Genomic DNA, 17,327 nt, shown 5'->3' with positions numbered 1-17,327 from the left:
TTGCGTGCGTATCTGGAGGCGCGGCTGCCGGAGTACATGGTGCCGACAGGCATCGTGCAACTGGAGCAGCTCCCGGTGACGCCCAATGGCAAGACCGACCGGAGGAAGTTGATGGAGGAGCTGCTGCGCCCGGAGCAGTCTGGACATGCCGCGCCGCAGGGAGAGACGGAGAAGCGATTGGCGCAGCTATGGGAGCAGGTGCTGGGCGTGGAGCGGATCGGACGGACCGACCGATTCTTCGAGCATGGCGGACATTCGCTGAAGGCGATCCTGATGCTGTCGCGGGTGCACAAGGAGTTCGGCGTCACGGTGCCGTTGCAGGCGTTATTCGATACGCCGACGATTGAGGGTTTGGCGGCGTATCTGCTCGCGCATGGAATCACAGAGTCGCCGTCTCCTGGGCAGGAGGCGAGTGAAGCGGACGGCAAGGGGGCTGCGCGTGAGCCATCCTTTCAACGGATTCAGCCCGCCGCGGTCAGGCCGCATTATCCGGCCTCCACTGCCCAGAAGCGTCTGTACGTTCTGAATCACTTGGCGGACATTACGTATAATGTGCCGGATATTACGCTTGTTCGCGGCCCGCTGGATGTGGAGAGGCTTCAGCGAGCGGTGCAGGGGCTGATCAACAGACACGAGACGCTGCGTACCTCGTTCGGCTGGGTGGACGGTGAGCTCGTACAGCGGGTGCATCAAGGAGTCACGCTAACGATTCCATATTCTGAGGCTGCAGAGGAGGAGGTAGAGGAGCGGATCGAAGCCTTTGTCAGGCCGTTCGATCTCAAGATGGCTCCGCTGCTGCGGGTGGAGCTTCTCAAGCTGGGCGAGGACCGACATCTCATGCTCACAGATATGCACCATATCATTACAGATGGCGTGTCGATGGAGATTTTCGGCGATGAGCTGACGGCGCTCTATTCGGGCAAGACGCTGCCACCGATGGCCCTTCAATATAAGGACTATGCCCTCTGGCAGCTCTCCGCCTACGGTGAGCAGCGCAAGCAGGAGGCAGAAGCTTACTGGCTTCGTGTATTCGCAGATGCGAGCCCGCTGCTGGAGCTGCCGATCGATTATCCCCGTCCGTCGATCCAGAGCTTCAAGGGCGGTCGGGTAGATTTCAAGGTACAGGAGCACACCACAGAGGCGTTATTCCAGCTCGCACAGGATACAGGCGCTACACTCTACATGATTTTGCTGGCTGTCTATAATGTGCTGCTCTCCAAGTACAGCGGACAGGAGGATATTGTGGTCGGCACGACGATTGCCGGGCGCAACCATGCGGATACCGCTCACATGATTGGAGCCTTCATTAATACGCTGGCTATGCGTAATACGCCGCGGGGCGATCACACATTCATGGAGCTGGTGGAGCAGGTGAAGAGCAATACACTGGCGGCCTACGAGTATCAAGATTATGCCTTTGAAGAATTAGTCGATCGATTGAAGACACGGCGCGATGTCAGCCGCAACCCGCTCTTTGATACGATGTTTGTCCTGCATAATCATGGCACGGGAGAGCTGGTGAACAGCCTCGGACATGGCGTCAAGATGTTTCCTTACGGCGGCTTCCAGCATCGTGTTGCCAAGTTCGATCTGACGCTCGTCGTCACCTTGACGGAGGATCAGCAGCTGTTCTGGAGTCTGGAATACTGTGCTGATCTGTTCCGACATGAGACAATCCAGCGCATGGCGCAGCATTTCATGCAGCTGCTCAGGAGTGCGACCGAAGCACCCGGCCAGAAGGTGCATGAGATGGAGATGCTCTCGGAAGCGGAGCGACATGAAATTATGCAGGTGTTCAATGCCACGAAGCAGCCGCTCCATGAGCGAGATACAGTAGTTAGCCGTTTCGACGATCAGGCCTGGATGTCCGGAGACGAGGTGGCCGTGCTCGCCGCGGCTAGCGAATCCGATATGGATCAGCTTACCTATGCGGAGCTGCTTGGGCGGGCGGACAAGTTGTCCAACTGGCTGCGTGCCAATGGTATTCGCAAGGGTGATGTCGTGGGGCTAATGGTCGAGCGTTCGGTGGACATGCTGGCAGGACTGCTGGGTATCTTGAAGGCTGGCGGCGTCTACCTGCCGATCGATCCGGCGTTCCCCAAGAAGCGGATCGAATACATGCTGCTGGATAGCGGGTGCCGCTGCGTTGTGACGCAGGAGAGCCTCAGCATGAGCTTCGATCATGCGGTAAGCTCGCTGCTGCTGGAGCAGTTGGAGCATGCTGCGCCGCTGGCAGGAGAGCAGGATGAGCCGGTGACGCTAACGCCGGATGATGCCTGCTATCTGCTGTACACCTCAGGCACGAGCGGCAAGCCCAAGGGCGTGCGGATCGGGCATGGCTCGCTGCTTAATCGGCTGCAATGGATGCAGCGGGCCTATCCGATCGGTCAGGGGGATGTGCTGCTCCAGAAGACGCCGTTCACCTTCGATGTCTCGCTGTGGGAGCTATTATGGGGCGTTATGCAGGGTGCCCGTGTGGTGATGCTGGAGCCTGGGCGTGAGCGCGAGCCGAGGGCGATTATCGAGGCCGTGGAGCGTCATGGGGTGACGGTTATTCATTATGTACCGTCGATGCTGGGGGCTTTTATAAGCTATGTTGATGTTCATAATGCGGCCTCTCGTCTACAATCGCTTCGCTATGTATTCGCGAGCGGCGAGCCGCTCAAGCCGAGCCATGTGGAGAGCTTCTACTCGCTGCTCAATAGTCAGGCGACCAGACTCATTAATCTGTACGGTCCAACGGAGGCAACGATTGATGTGACGGTCTATGAATGCCCTGAGCAGATGAAGTCTGTGTCGGTGCCAATCGGCAAGCCGATCGATAACACAACTCTATGGGTGCTGGATGATGGCAAGCTGCAGCCGATCGGGGTGAAGGGCGAGCTATATATTGGGGGTGTCGGCCTGGCGCAGGGCTATGTCGGCAGCAAGGAGTTAAATGAAGAGCGATTCATCACTCATCCTTACGACCCGCAAGAGCGGCTGTACCGTACTGGAGATGTGGGGCGCTGGCTGCCTGATGGCAATCTGGAATACCTGGGACGGCTCGACGAGCAGATGAAGGTGAGAGGGTACCGGATCGAGCCTGCCGAGATCGAGGCTTGCCTGTGCGAGATTCAATTCGTAAGGGAAGCGGTCGTGCTGGCGAAGGAGGATCGGCTGATAGGGTTCGTCGTGGCAGACAGCGAGCCGGATGCGATGATGATTCGCATGCTGCTCTCGTTCTCGCTACCAGACTATATGATACCGGATCAGATCGTCTTCCTGGAGTCGCTGCCGCTGACAGCTAACGGGAAGACGGATAAGAGCAGACTCATTCAGCTCAGCCTCCCCGCAGAGGATCGGGAGAGCTATGTCGCGCCGGAGAGCGAGCTGGAGAGGACACTCGTCCTCATCTGGCAGCAGGTGCTCGGCGTATCACCGATTGGCGTGACGGATAACTTCTTCGAGCTGGGCGGGACATCGATTCAAGCAGTGCTGCTGGAGGTCGAGATGGAGCAGCATGATCTGGCTCCAGAGGATTTGATCGTATTCCGCTATCATACCATACGTGAGATGGCGCACTATCTGAGCCACAGAGAGAGCGCTCTCGGATAAACACTGTGGCGGGGGATGGTGCAATGCAAGGCGTACTCGCGCCTATCTTCCGCCACTATTTTGCATCATAGGGGGGCAAAGCTGCTTGAAAATAAACCACAAGCCGGGAGTGTACGGCACGCTGACCCGATTACTGCGTCTGTCGCGCTCCTACTGGCCCTGGTATCTGGGCATCGTCCTGCTGTCTGTCGTGTTGTCGTTGACTACCCCTGCCTATGCGGAATTGATGCGTCGGATCGTCAATGCCATCATGGAGCAGCAACTGTCGGCCATGACCATCGCCTGCCTGCTGCTGGGTGCGCTGGCGCTGGTGGAAGCGGGGGGCAGCTTCCTGAGCGGGTATGTTCATACCATGCTGCAGAACCGCTCTGCCTTGCATTATCAGGCGAGGCTGCTGAACAAGACGGTCAGGCTCCGCCAGAAGGAGCTGCACAGCTATCATAGCGGCGACCTGCTGTCCCGCATCCATGATGCTGCGCCAGAGGCGCAAGCGGCGATCAACAACAAGACGATGGATCTGTTTCGCAACAGTCTGCAGTTGGTCTTCCTGCTGGCTTATCTGTCCGTTGTTCATGTCGGTCTGGCGCTGGGCAGTCTGATCATCACGCTCGTCATCCCGCTGTTCGCCAATCCATTGGCTCGCAAGATGCGCGATACCTATACGAAGCGGCAGGAGGCCAGAGCGCAGCAGGATGCTTTTTTGATGGATAGCCTGCAAGGAATGGAGGTCATTAAGAGCTACTCGATTCAAGATAAAATGACCGCGCTGCTGAGCGATAAATGGGATCGCTACCTTGTTCATCATCTGAAGGCGCTGGCTCTGGAGGCTGTATTTTACCGGGTGAATATACTGGTGTATGTGCTCGGGTTAATGTACATTCTCGGGTATGGCGGCTACCTGATTGTGCAGGGCAGGCTGGATGTGGGCGCTCTGGCGGCTTTTCTCGTGGTATTCGAGCGGCTGTCCGGCCCGATCTCCAATCTGTCCTCGCTCTGGCCGCAATTGCAGGGGGCGATTGCCAGTGCAGCGAGAACCTTTGAGGTGATGGACCTGCCAAGTGAAGAGGAAGCGGCATCTGCAGGCGCGAAGCCGGGGGCAGGCATCAGGGGAGATATACGCTTCGACAACGTCATGTTCCGCTATGCCGAAGGCGCGGAGGCGGCGCTGCAGGGTGTCAGCTTCACGCTTGCCCGCGGGCAGGTGACTGCGATTGTCGGAGAGAGCGGATCAGGCAAGTCAACGATCGCGAGTCTGCTGCTCGGTGTTCATCGACCTGATGAGGGGCGGGTATGGGTAGGCGAGCACAATCTGGCGGACATGGAGCTGAGAGGCTGGCGCGAGTCGCTTGCCTACGTCTCCCAGGAACCGTATCTGTTCTCAGGGACGATCGGGGAAAATATCCGCTTGGGCAGACCTGCTGCGAGCCTGGAGGAGGTCAAGCATGCGGCACAGGCAGCTAACCTTCATGACTGGGTGGAGACGTTGCCCGCCGGATACGATACCGTTATTGGCGAGCGCGGGGCAACCCTGTCGGGGGGAGAGCGCCAGCGCATCTCCATCGCACGGGCGCTGATCAAGCACCCGTCACTGCTCGTGTTGGATGAGCCGACCTCGGCTCTGGATGGCGAGAATGAACGTATGATTCAGGAGTCGATCCAGCAGGCTGCTGCGGGCAAGACGGTGGTTATTATTGCTCATCGTCTGTCTACGATTAAGGGAGCAGATCATATCCTCTGTCTGCATCAAGGGCGTATCGTCAGTGAGGGCACACATGAGGAGCTGATGGAGAGGAGCAGCTACTATCGCATGCTCTATGAGAGAGGCAGCCATGAGGGGAAGGGGAGAGCGGTGTGAGTACAGGAGGACAATCGGAGCCACGGGCGGTCTCATTATTTGTCGCCATTATGAAGTATGCCAAGCCGTACAAAATCGCCTTTGTATTATCCGTGCTGCTGCTCGCAGCAGATATCGTGTATGATGTCGGCTACGCGTGGGTACAGCAATTGTTCATCGATGCTGCCGGGCGGCGGGATCTGGATACGCTGTTGCTGTTGACAGGGGCGTGTCTGGCTGCGGGCATCGGGATTATCCTGTTCTTCATGCTCCAATTCTATCTGCGCAACTCGGTACAGTCGCGGATGCAGCGGGATTTCTCTACGGATGTATTCCGGCAGATCGCCTCGCTTCCGTATACGTCACTGCTCCGGTTCCATTCGGGCGATCTGGTTTCCCGCACGACCCGCGATGTCCAGCAGGCCAATGGCATGGTCGCCAACATCGTGTATGAGCTGACCTACAATGTGGCGCTGTTCGCGGTTGCCTTTGCCTATCTGGCTACAATGAACTGGAAGCTGGCGCTGCTGGTCGTGCTGTCTGCTCCGGTTGTATTTGCAGTAGGCAGATGGTTTGACCGGAAGCTGCGGACGTATGGGAATCGGCTTCAGCAAAAGGATGCGGAGGTGCGCGGTTTCCTGCAGGAAATGCTGCAGGGGCTGCATATTGTGCGCATATTCCAGATGGAGTCTGCGGTGCTGTCCAAGTATGAGGAGAAGCGCAGGGAGCAGAACCGCCTGCAGGTGGCCAATATGCTGCAACGCACCTCGATGAACCAGTCTGTCTACCTCACCAATCAGCTTGTCATGATTGTGTGTGTCTATTTCACCGCCTATACAGCCATTCAGGGCGCGCTGACAGCCGGTCAGGTGCTGGCGTTTCTCGTGCTGATCAGCCGGGTGCAGAATCCGTTGCTTAGCGTCATTAATACATGGGGCAATCTGCAGCAGGGGCTAGGCGCCGCGGAGCGTATCTTCGCGCTGTTCAAGCCGATGGGGGAGAGCCGGCAAGAGGGGCAGGAGCATCCGGGTCTGCTGGGGCAGGAGGAGACGGGAGAAGATGGTGTGCGCTCGGTTCTGCCCGGGCACGAGGCTATCGGTCAGGTGCCATTGTCTAATAAGAGCGAAGAGCAGGCGCAGAAGGTCGGCTCAAGCGGGTCGGTATTGTACTCGGCATCAGGGGTAGAGCCTGCGGGCGGCCAGCCGGTCATTGCCCTTAAGGAGGCGACGGTGTCGCTTGAGCTAGATGAGGGCAAGCAGACCGTTCTCCTTGATCAGGTGAGTCTGACAGTGAATAGAGGGGAATTCGTTGCCGTGGTGGGCTCGAGCGGCGCAGGCAAGTCAACCCTGCTGCGGTTGTGCAGCGGCTTAATCTCTCCCACCGCTGGCGGAGCATGGACACTGGGCACGCAGTTGAGTGCTCACCCCGATGAAGCGGAGACACTTCGTCAGTTGAGCTATGTGCCGCAGACGCCTTATCTTTTTACCGGGACGTTAAGGGATAATATTAGGCTCGGGCTTGAGGGGGCGAGCGACGAAGAGGTCGTCTGGGCAGCTCAAGCCGCGGGTGCCCATTCCTTTATTGAGAAGCTGAATGGCGGTTATGATGCATGGGTGGGGGAGCGGGGAGAAACGTTGTCCGGCGGACAGCGGCAGCGGATTACGCTGGCGCGGGCGCTGATCAGGCGACCGAAGCTGCTGCTGCTGGACGAGGCAACGTCAGCGCTCGATACGCTCACAGAGGCGCAAGTATTGGAATCCATCCTGCAGGCTGTGCCTGGTATGGCGGTGATTGCGGTCACGCATAGAGCATCCGCAGTTCAATACGCGAGCAGAGTGATTGCTATGGAGCAGGGGCGGATTGTGGAGGACGGTACACATGAGGAGCTGCTGCAGCTTGGCGGAGTCTACACGGCTTTATTTGCGAGTGAGGAGGAAGGGGATGCGGGATATGAGCAGATTGCCGTGGCGCGGCAATGAGGAGGTATGGATTACTCCGTAGATGTTCAGGATGGTAGATTGGCCGGTCGGGAGGCTCAGAAGAATTATGGCATGACTTAGAAACTATAGTATAGAAAGTACAGAATGAGGTGAATCAGACATCCGCCCCCGCAGCAGCACGCGCCTGCTACTCTCAAGCCTGCATGCTGCCGCGGGGCTCTGACCGTGGGCTTGTTCGCCAAGCGCCCTCGCTGAGCGCAGCACTACCCCCGAATCTCCTTCACAATCTCATCCTCATGCCGCCGAAGATAATCCATATCTTCAACATATACATTCAGATGTCCTTCAGCGATATGATGCTGGAAATCCTCGTTGCCGTTGTCGGCTTCGTGCTGCATGAAGTCTGTCAGACTCGTCAGTCTAGCGATCAAGACGCGGACGAGGCTTTCCCGCTGAGCATCATCCAATCCGTACTCATCCAGAAATATCCTGGTTCTCCGAATATGCGCCTGTAAATCTCCATGTGAGCCGGGGCGAGCAGGGCTGGTGAATGGAACCCACCGATAGACCGCATAGGCTACATCCCATAGTCTCGGCCCTGGATGCAGAGTGTCGAAATCAATGATTCCCGCAGCCTCGCCATCGACGATCGTAACGTTATAAGGCGCAAAGTCGCCATGACACATCACTTCGGCGGGCTGCTGCGCGGTCAGCATCCATGATTCCTCATGGGTGAGCATACAGATATAATGCTGGCTGTGCTCGTGAAAGGTCTTCAATAAGCGGGCAGCCGAGATCAACATGCGATCCTCCAGCATCCACGCTGGCAATGGATCATTGTATACCTCGCCTGGCATATACGACAGCAGCTCCTGCTGTTGCTCTGTGATGGCGTATGGTTCGGGTACGAAGCGCGCGCCGCGCTGATGCATAAACCTCAGAAAGCGGTGAATATCTACTGTCCAACGCTGCGCTGGACGGACAACGCTCCCGCCCTCCTTCATAATTTTGCCGATGCGTCCCCCGGCCAATTCCTCGCGACGCTCCATCAATGAATCACCTTCCTTCATACTCTTTATACTGAAGATGCAAGTAAGAAGTCAAATGGTGCTTCTACACCCGCCATACTCGTTCCCCAAGCAACCTTTGTTCTGCGTGACAAAAATCACAGTATCGACAGACAAAACCAGGTAAGATATATCTAATATATACCCATACAGGTATATGTAAAAGGAGGAGCGAGACATGGCGAAGAAAATTTTGATAGTGGGCGGCGTAGCGGGTGGAGCATCGGCGGCGGCCCGATTGCGCAGGCTCGATGAGCAGGCGGAAATCATTATGTTCGAGCGGGGTGAATATATCTCCTATGCCAACTGCGGGTTGCCTTACCATATTGGCGGCTCGATTAAGGAGCGCTCCAAGCTGCTGGTGCAGACGCCGGCGGCGATGAAGGCTCGCTTTCGGATTGACGTTCGCACATCAAGTGAAGTGACGGCAGTAGACCCGTCTGCCAAGGTTGTTACGGTTCATAGCGCGGATCGCGGTGAGTATCAGGAAAGCTATGACGCGCTCATTCTGTCTCCCGGCGCACGCCCGGTTAAGCCGCCGATTCCCGGGATCAACAGGGAGTCTATCTATTCACTTCGTACTATCCCGGATATGGATCGCATCAAGGAGGTCGTTGAGCGCCACGATTCGAAACGGGCAGTCATCATCGGCGGCGGCTTCATCGGTGTCGAGATGGCGGAAAATCTGCGCGAGCGGGGGCTGGAGGTGGTGTTGGTTGAGGCGGGGACGCAGATTCTATCCGTCTTCGATGCGGAGATGGCGGCATATGGTGAGCAGGAGCTCATTACTAATGGTGTGGAGGTAGTGACGGGCGATGGGGTTCGTGCCTTTCATCAGCAGGGGCAAGGCATCGAGGTGGAGCTGGAGAGCGGGCGGACGGTGGCCTGTGATCTGGTTGTGCTGGCGATCGGTGTTCAGCCGGACACAGCATTCCTCCAGCCTTCTGGCATAGAGCTGGGGCCGCGGGGCCATATTATTGTTAATGAACATATGCAGACCAGCATGGCGGATATCTACGCTGTTGGAGATGCGGTGGAGACGACGAATCTGGCAGGCGAACGCGCCGCTGTACCTCTGGCTGGTCCTGCTAACAAGCAGGGACGAATCGCCGCCGATTATCTATGTGGACTGGACAGCGCCTACAAGGGGACGCAGGGCACGGCTGTGCTGCGCATCTTCGGCCAGACCGGAGCGGCGACCGGGCAGAATGAGCGTCTGCTGAAGAAGCTTGGGCTGCCCTATCACGCCATACACCTCCATCCTGCCTCTCATGCCGGATACTACCCGGGCGCATCGCCAATCTCGCTCAAATTGCTGTTCGATGAGTCAGGTAAAATTCTCGGTGCGCAAGCCTTTGGCTCTGATGGCGTAGACAAGCGAATCGATGTGATCGCGACCGTTCAGCGGCTCAGTGGGACAGTACATGATCTGGCCGAACTGGAGCTATGCTACGCGCCGCCGTATTCCTCGGCCAAAGATCCGGTCAACATGGCCGGTTATGTAGCGGGAAATGTGCTGAGCGGACGGATGAAGGTGAGTACAGATGGGGAATGGGCAGGGCGTGAGGATGCGGTGCTGCTGGACGTCAGAACGGACACCGAGTATGCTGCAGGGCATCTTGAGGGCGCCTTGCATATCCCGGTGGATGAGTTGCGCGATCGAATGGGAGAACTGGATGCAAGCAAGGAATTGTATGTGTATTGCGCGGTTGGCATCAGGGGCTATATCGCTTGCCGCATTCTGGCTCAACATGGCTTCACAGCCTACAATGTGACTGGCGGATACCGTACCAGTAAGATGAACGGCCGCTTCCATTCATAAATCGGTAGGGAGTAAAAGGCCGTGCAAGCTACCCTCGTCGCAGCAGACAGACATGGCAACTGGCTTAGCCCGGTCTGGATGCTTGATTGCCGAAGGATCGCTGTTGCATGCGCAAGCTCCGGCGATGGCGGCGTGGATTCCTCTCGCCAGATGTTGCCTCAGAAAAATATTGACGACCGCGCCATAATTGATTATAGTATTAACATACCTATACGGGTATATGGATGCGAAGTGGGGCATACGATTCATAACGTATTTGGTTAGAAGCAGTGCCCCTCTTTTTTTTATCTCCAACATACCCTATAGGGTATAAAGGCGGAGGGAAGAAGACATTATGGATTATGCGTGGATCATCACCTTGTTCGCCATCGGTTTTGTGGGCTCGCTTATCTCCGGTATGGTGGGCATCGGCGGTTCAATCATTAAATATCCGATGCTGCTGTACATCCCGCCGGCTTTGGGGTTTGTGGCGTTTAGCGCCCAGGAGGTATCGGCGATCAGCGCGGTGCAGGTGTTTTTCGCTACCTTGGCCGGGATGTTTGCGTTCCGCAAGGGAGGTTACATTAACAAGCAGTTGGTGCTGTCCATGGGGGTTGCGATTGTAATTGGCAGCTTCGCGGGCGGCTACGGCTCGAAGTTTATGAGCGATGACACGATTAACATCGTGTACGCCGTCCTTGCGCTTATCGCGGGAATTATGATGTTCCTGCCCAAGAAGGGGGATGAGGAAGGGGACTACACCAAGCTGACGTTCAACAGGCCATTAGCGGCTGCCTCGGCTGCGCTCATTGGTATATTGTCTGGAATCGTCGGCGCGGCGGGCGCCTTCATCACCGTTCCAGTGATGCTAGTGCTGCTCCGCATACCGACACGGGTAGCGATTGCGTCCTCCCTGGCGATTACGTTTATCTCCTCCATCGGGTCGACAGCGGGCAAGCTGATGGGAGGGCATATGCTGCTGATCCCGTCTGTGGTGATGGTTGTCGCCAGCACAGTGGCTGCTCCAATCGGGGCGATGATTAGCAAGAAGCTGAATGCGAAGGTGCTGCAATGGATGTTAGCGGCGCTTATCGTGGCGACAGTCATTAAGATATGGATTGATATTTTAGTCTAGGGCGTGCATACACGCTATCTAGGGAGGCGACAGGGTATGGCTGCAACGGTGAGGCTGCAACTGCCATTTGAAGTGAAGGACAGATTGCAACGAGGGGAACGATTCATACTGCTTGATGTGCGGGAACAGGAGGAGTGGGAATATGACGGTCATATTCCACAGGCTACCCATATCCCGCTGGGCGAATTGGAGACGCGGCATCATGAACTGGACAGCAAGGAGGAGATTGTCGTGGTCTGCCGTAGCGGGGGACGCAGCGGCAGAGCCTGTGAATATCTGGCTTCGCTCGGCTACAGAGTCATCAACATGCCGGGCGGGATGACGGCCTGGCAAGGGGCGATACAATACGGAGGCGGCAGCGAGGCTTGAACCATGCTCCAGAGCATCGGTGAGCACAGAACAAAATGAGGAGGATGCAGTGCTATGAGTTCAGTCAAGGTGAATCGCACACTGGAATGTGAGGGACTGGCATGTCCTTTGCCTGTAGTACGCACAAAGAAAGCGATGGAGGAGCTTCATACAGGGGAAGTACTGGAGGTACGGGCAACGGACAAAGGCTCCATCGCCGACCTGCAGAGCTGGGCCAAGCGCACCGGCCATCAGTATATTGGTCTGAAGGAGGAGGGGGATGTGCTGTGTCATTATATTCGTAAAGCCGACCCCTCGGAGGTAAAGGCGGAGATACGCTATCCACATACGATGACGATGGAGGAGCTGCTGAGCCGTCGCCAGGCTGGAGAGCCGATCCACATTATTGATGTGCGCGAGCCGGCGGAATATGCCTTCGGCCACTTGCCGGGAGCGGTTTCGATTCCGGCAGGGGAGCTGGAGCAGCGTCTTGAGGAGCTTAATCCGCTTCAAACCTATGCGGTCGTATGTCGAACGGGCAATCGCAGCGATGCGGCCTGCCAACTCCTGGCGGCTGGCGGTTTCACTCAAGTACGCAATGTATTGCCGGGGATGCTGGGCTGGACGGGGGAGCAGGAGGAGGCTTGAATCAGGTCGTGTCTGAACAAGTTCAAGGTCATCTCTCACAGCATTTTTGCTCCATGCTGCGTTGCCTTTTTCTTGACGTACCCCGGTACGCCTGCGATTAAGCGTCTTTCCTGGAACGAACATTCGGCCAGATCTGATCTGTTCCGTTCAGAGTGTTCAGACAGCATTAAGCAAGCTAGATCAATGACCAAGGGAAGCAGATGACCAATAATGGGAGGTATTGCGATGAAGACAGAACTTGTGCAAGCGATGAGTGCGCGGGAGGCAGCGGCCATAGTATTGCAGAAGCAGCCATTGTTCGTACTGGATGTACGAAATGAGGAGGGCTATAGCGACTGGAGAATTGAAGGAGATAGCGTCACTAGTGTCAACATCCCGTACTTTGATCTGCTGGATGATATTGCGCCGGCATTAGAGAGGCTGCCGGAGGCGGGCCGCGTGCTGGTCGTGTGTGCGAAGGAAGGCTCCTCCATTATGGTAGCAGAGCAACTGGCTGAGGCTGGTCGAGGCGATGTCTTCTATCTTGCCGGCGGCATGAGGGCATGGAGCGAGCATCTGGAGCCGGTCATGGTAGCGGAGCTGTCGGGTGGCGGAGAGCTGTACCAGTTCGTGCGGGTCGGCAAGGGCTGCCTGTCCTATGCCGTTATCGCCGATGGCGAGGCGGCCCTCATCGATGCTACGCGCATGGTCGACCAATATGAGCAATTTTTGGAGAGCAAGGGCGTCAAGCTGGTGCACACCATCGATACTCATCTGCATGCGGATCATATCTCTGGTGGCAGGCTGCTTGCTGAGCGGCACGGTGCGGTGTATCATCTGCCGCCGAAGGATGCAGGCGAAGTTACCTTTTCGTATGAGCCGTTGACTGAGGGCAAGGATATCTACGTCGGCAGCCAGACCATTGAGGTGCAGCCGATCTATTCGCCGGGGCATACGATTGGCTCGACCTCATTTATCGTGGATCAGCGCTATCTGCTCTCTGGAGATATTTTATTCGTAGCGTCAATTGGACGGCCCGATCTGGCAGGCTTGGCAGAGGACTGGGTCGGTGACCTGCGGCAGACGCTGTATCATCGCTATAGAGGGCTGTCAAAGGAGCTGATTGTGCTGCCGGCTCATTTTGGCCAATACACAGAGCTGGGCGAGGGAGGACTGGTTGCTGCACGTCTTGGCGATCTCTACCGTAACAATCCGGGTCTCAACATACAGGATGAACAGGAGTTCCGGCACATCGTAACCGGCCAGCTCCCGCCACAGCCGAATGCGTATCAGGACATTCGCCAGACCAATATGGGACGGCTTACGCCATCAGCAGACGAGCAGCGCGAGATGGAGATCGGCCCGAACCGCTGTGCGGTGCATGACAAATAAGCAGGACAAAATAAGCAGGAAAAAAGAAGCTGGAGGAATGAAGATAATGAAAAGTGATCTCGTATTGGATGCAACCGGGCTTGCATGCCCGATGCCGATTGTGAAAACCAAGAAAGCAATCGATACGCTGGCCTCGGGTCAAACGCTGGAAGTGAGGGCGACGGACAAGGGGGCGCAGAGCGATCTGACCGCTTGGGCGCGCAGCACAGGACATGAGCTAGTGCAGTCCACGGAGGATAATGGAATCTACACGTTCTGGATCAAGAAAAAGTAGACCGACAGGCGAAGGCTATGGCTCAGGCTAATGGATAAGGGGAAGGGCGCTTGCAGCCGTTCCCTTTCAACCTATACGCATCATCATAAATACGAGGAGGAAGCAAAATGGAAAGCTTGATCCCTATTGCTATTGCTGTGTTGTTCATAGCATTCATCTATACGAGACTGGCTCCGGTCAAAGGGCTGCGCACACTCGGGAGCGCAGAGTTCAAGAAGCAGTTGAACCAGCATCCCAAGAAGGCGCTGATTGATGTGTGCGAGCCAGGAGAATTCCGGGCAGGCAGCATTCGCGGGGCAGTCAACATTCCGTTGTCGCAGCTAGGAGCCCGCTGGTCAGAGATTCCGCGGGACCAGAGCGTCTACCTGTTCTGTCAGAGCGGTGTACGGAGTAAGCAGGCAGCCCGTGTACTGAGCAAGCAAGGGTTTGCTGACCTGACGCATCTGCAAGGCGGCTACATGAGTTGGGAGCGCTAGACGCAGCGTGGATAGGAAGCCATGATGAATGAACGATAAGGCTAGAAGGATGACAGGGGCGGCACTGGGAGCCCGTCAACGAGGCGCGATGAAAAACAAACAGTAGCTTCCAGTTCCCCCTGTGGGTGTCACTTGGGAACGTTGCTATGAGGCTCCCTTACATCACGAATTATATCAGATCATGCTCGCCCTCTTTATAGATGCTGATCAGTACCCGCGCCGTGCTGTCCCCGATATTGCGAACAAGATGGGGGGTACACGCATTCCAACTGAACGAATCTCCAGTCTCCAGCTCCACCGCATCCTCTCCCTGCTCCGCGAAGATTCGTCCCTCCAGCACCAGGTGCACCTCTTCTCCTTCATGAGCATGTGGTTCCAGCCCAGTACTGGCACCCGGCGGAATGTCCACCAGCACCATCGAGACATTCTTCGTCTTCCCCAGATGGGATACCTTGAGCTGATCAGAGCCACTGGTGGTATGCTGACGCTCGGCAACACGGACGATGCTCATCCGATCCTCTTTTTTAAGCAACAGATAAGCTAGCGGAACCTTCAAGGCCGCCGCGATATTTTCCAATGTAGCAATGGAAGGCGAGGTTTTATTATTTTCAACCTGGCTCATAAAGCCTTGTGACAATCCAGTCTCTTCACATATTTGAGCGATGGTAATATTTTTACGCTTACGAATCGTGCGAATGGTGGAACCTATATCCATAGCAAGCTCACCTCTAACCCATTATATTGATAAAACAAAACTTAATTTGATATTAACAATATTTCTGTTGACGTGCTAGTACCTGAAGTGTATATTAGCAATATAAATATTATTTCTTTATAAATAATAATTCGGTGAATACACGAAGGGAGCGCTCGACATGAAGGAAGCCGCTTATCTATACAACGTCCAGTTGCCCGCCCGCATGCATCCCGGGCAGAAATATCCTGTTCTCTTCACTCTCCACGGCAAAGGCTCGAATGAGAGTAATATGTATGGACTTGTCCAGGAATTGCAGGAGCATTTCATCATCATCGGCATTCGCGGCAACCTGGTTCTAGGCAATGGCTATCAATATTATGATCTGAAGAGCCTGGGCAATCCGATTCGTGAGCAGTTCGACCAGGCTATGACCAAGCTGGAGCAATTCATCGAGCAGATCACACAGGAATATCCGATTGATGAAGGACGACGGTATGTGCTGGGCTTTAGCCAAGGGGCCATTCTTGCGATGTCCTTGGCGCTGGTGATGGGAGACAGGCTCAAGGGCATCGTCGCTCTGAACGGCTATGTCCCGGAATTCGTCAAGACAGAATACAGCCTGCGCAGTACAGAAGAGGTGTCAGTGTTCATCTCGCACGGACAGTACGATCCGATCTTCCCGGTCGCGATCGGACATCAGAATGCCGATTATTTCAACTCGCGGACGTCCAGAGTGACGTTTCACCTCTATCCAAGCGAGCATACGGTATCGCCGGACAATCAGCGCGATGTCATACAGTGGCTAAGCGCGGACGCTGGGCTGCTGCAGCAGCAGATTTAAAATCATGACAAGGAGTGATACGATTATGATGCCATCTTTCTTTTTTGCCCATGGAGCCCCTTCACTCGTAATTGAAGACCATGCCTATACTGATTATCTGAAGAATGTCGCGACGACATTTCCCAAGCCCAAAGCGATTGTCCTGTTCTCCGCGCATTGGGAGAGCCGTACACAGGCTGTGAGCCAGGTGGACACCTACTCCACCATCTATGATTTCTCCGGCTTCCCGGACGAGCTATACCGGATGACCTACCCTGCCAAGGGCGACGCGGCGATCGCCAAGCAGATCACGGATCTGTTCGCAGCCAGTGGAATCGATACGGTAGTGGATACACAGCGGGGGCTGGATCACGGCGCTTGGGCCGTGCTGAAGCTGATCTACCCGGATGCCGATATTCCGGTGGTGGCGCTGTCCGTCAACCGCTATCTGACCGCTGAGGAGCAATATAAAACCGGGCAGGCTCTTGCCAGCCTGCGTGAGCAGGATATTCTGATTATAGGCAGCGGCGGCGCCGTTCATAATCTGCGCAGGGTGAATTGGGCGGCGGACAGGGTGGATGAGTGGGCGATTGCCTTCGAGAGCTGGCTGCAGGATAAGCTGGAGCGCTGGGATACAGAGGCTCTGTTCCGTTATCAGGAGCTGGCTCCCTATGCCAGCGAGGCTGTCCCTACTGCGGAGCACTTCATTCCATTATTGATTGCGATGGGCAGCGGGGATCAGCACCGCTCCGCTGAGCTGCTGCACCGCAGCTACCAGTGGGGGAACCTGAGCCTGACGGTGTGGAAATTCAACTAACTGATATGCACGCTGTTAGATGCGCGGCGACATCCAGCATCTAGAAGTGATTTTTTGAAAAATACTGTTTACCTGGTGGGGGATTTTTGATAATATAACGGTGATAAGCAAATGCGATGACGAGACGAGTAGGTAGATGGATTCTTTCGCAGAGAGCTCCGGTAGCTGAAAAGGAGCAAAGAATAATCTATACGAAGAAAGACTCTGAGCAGCGCACCGGAATCCCGCTAGGGGAGGGTGGTTCGCCAGGAGCTCCTGTTACAGAGCTGGAGTATACGCATTGCCGCGGCAGTGCCGTACTTGAGGAGGCTTATATGGCGACATATAGGCAAATCTGGGGTGGTACCACGAGGATATGAATCTCGTCCCTGAGACAATTGTATTGTCTTGGGGGTGGGATTTTTTTGTTGCCGCCGGGCGGCGGATAGGAGCTTACTGGAGGCAGGTTTCATTATATATCGTATCGAGAATCATCAATATATTCTCTCTAAGAAAGGATGAA

At 55.7% G+C, this 17,327-nt stretch carries 14 protein-coding genes; 12 read left to right on the top strand and 2 right to left on the bottom strand.

The features are described from left to right. The 3 genes from ACY1JZ_RS02705 to ACY1JZ_RS02695 form a co-directional block, all read left to right on the top strand. The coding region (locus ACY1JZ_RS02705) for a non-ribosomal peptide synthetase (RefSeq protein ID WP_462627949.1) at positions 1 to 3,597 on the top strand (3,597 nt) is incomplete at its 5' end. 85 nt (positions 3,598 to 3,682) lie between these two features. Beyond that, positions 3,683 to 5,452, top strand: a complete 1,770-nt coding sequence (locus tag ACY1JZ_RS02700) for an ABC transporter ATP-binding protein (protein WP_462627948.1) — start codon at positions 3,683 to 3,685, stop codon at positions 5,450 to 5,452. Continuing rightward, the gene (locus ACY1JZ_RS02695) at positions 5,449 to 7,410 is read left to right on the top strand and encodes an ABC transporter ATP-binding protein (protein ID WP_462627947.1); all 1,962 of its coding nucleotides are present in this window, start codon (positions 5,449 to 5,451) and stop codon (positions 7,408 to 7,410) included. The genes ACY1JZ_RS02700 and ACY1JZ_RS02695 overlap by 4 nt, the downstream gene beginning before the upstream one ends. 224 nt (positions 7,411 to 7,634) lie before the next feature. Here ACY1JZ_RS02695 and ACY1JZ_RS02690 read toward each other — a convergent pair whose 3' ends face one another. Further along, on the bottom strand, positions 7,635 to 8,420 hold the full coding sequence (locus ACY1JZ_RS02690; protein ID WP_462627962.1) for an aminoglycoside phosphotransferase family protein: 786 nt from the start codon (positions 8,418 to 8,420) through the stop codon (positions 7,635 to 7,637). A gap of 196 nt (positions 8,421 to 8,616) precedes the next feature. Between ACY1JZ_RS02690 and ACY1JZ_RS02685 the strand changes: the two genes are divergently transcribed. The 7 genes from ACY1JZ_RS02685 (at position 8,617) to ACY1JZ_RS02655 (ending at position 14,491) form a co-directional block, all read left to right on the top strand. Then, positions 8,617 to 10,260: an FAD-dependent oxidoreductase gene (locus tag ACY1JZ_RS02685; RefSeq protein WP_462627946.1), complete on the top strand. Its 1,644-nt coding sequence runs from the start codon at positions 8,617 to 8,619 to the stop codon at positions 10,258 to 10,260. Positions 10,261 to 10,594: 334 nt separating this feature from the next. After that, positions 10,595 to 11,374 carry a sulfite exporter TauE/SafE family protein gene (locus ACY1JZ_RS02680; RefSeq protein ID WP_462627945.1) on the top strand — a complete coding sequence of 260 codons (780 nt, stop codon included), beginning with the start codon at positions 10,595 to 10,597 and terminating at the stop codon, positions 11,372 to 11,374. 36 nt (positions 11,375 to 11,410) lie between these two features. Further along, positions 11,411 to 11,743 (top strand): rhodanese-like domain-containing protein, encoded by a 333-nt coding sequence (locus ACY1JZ_RS02675; protein WP_462627944.1) that lies wholly within the window; start codon positions 11,411 to 11,413, stop codon positions 11,741 to 11,743. A gap of 54 nt (positions 11,744 to 11,797) precedes the next feature. Further along, the gene (locus ACY1JZ_RS02670) at positions 11,798 to 12,370 is read left to right on the top strand and encodes a sulfurtransferase TusA family protein (RefSeq protein ID WP_462627943.1); all 573 of its coding nucleotides are present in this window, start codon (positions 11,798 to 11,800) and stop codon (positions 12,368 to 12,370) included. Between the two features lie 225 nt (positions 12,371 to 12,595). Next, on the top strand, positions 12,596 to 13,741 hold the full coding sequence (locus tag ACY1JZ_RS02665; RefSeq protein ID WP_462627942.1) for an MBL fold metallo-hydrolase: 1,146 nt from the start codon (positions 12,596 to 12,598) through the stop codon (positions 13,739 to 13,741). Positions 13,742 to 13,787: 46 nt separating this feature from the next. After that, positions 13,788 to 14,015 (top strand): sulfurtransferase TusA family protein, encoded by a 228-nt coding sequence (locus ACY1JZ_RS02660; protein ID WP_462627941.1) that lies wholly within the window; start codon positions 13,788 to 13,790, stop codon positions 14,013 to 14,015. 107 nt (positions 14,016 to 14,122) lie between these two features. After that, positions 14,123 to 14,491 (top strand): rhodanese-like domain-containing protein, encoded by a 369-nt coding sequence (locus ACY1JZ_RS02655; RefSeq protein ID WP_462627940.1) that lies wholly within the window; start codon positions 14,123 to 14,125, stop codon positions 14,489 to 14,491. A gap of 169 nt (positions 14,492 to 14,660) precedes the next feature. On the opposite strand, the gene ACY1JZ_RS02650 is transcribed toward ACY1JZ_RS02655, so the two are convergent. Then, positions 14,661 to 15,206 (bottom strand): helix-turn-helix domain-containing protein, encoded by a 546-nt coding sequence (locus ACY1JZ_RS02650; RefSeq protein WP_462627939.1) that lies wholly within the window; start codon positions 15,204 to 15,206, stop codon positions 14,661 to 14,663. Positions 15,207 to 15,366: 160 nt separating this feature from the next. On the opposite strand from ACY1JZ_RS02650, the gene ACY1JZ_RS02645 reads away from it, so the two are divergent. Together ACY1JZ_RS02645 and ACY1JZ_RS02640 are read left to right on the top strand one after the other, a co-directional pair. Continuing rightward, positions 15,367 to 16,029: an alpha/beta hydrolase gene (locus ACY1JZ_RS02645; protein WP_462627938.1), complete on the top strand. Its 663-nt coding sequence runs from the start codon at positions 15,367 to 15,369 to the stop codon at positions 16,027 to 16,029. A 25-nt stretch (positions 16,030 to 16,054) separates the two neighbouring features. Then, the gene (locus tag ACY1JZ_RS02640) at positions 16,055 to 16,825 is read left to right on the top strand and encodes a DODA-type extradiol aromatic ring-opening family dioxygenase (protein ID WP_462627937.1); all 771 of its coding nucleotides are present in this window, start codon (positions 16,055 to 16,057) and stop codon (positions 16,823 to 16,825) included. The last annotated feature ends 502 nt before the right edge of the window (positions 16,826 to 17,327 follow it).

This window comes from Paenibacillus sp. J5 (assembly GCF_054955055.1).
The sequence above is the reverse complement of the archived record's forward strand: the minus strand, read 5'-3'. Positions and strand labels throughout refer to the sequence as shown.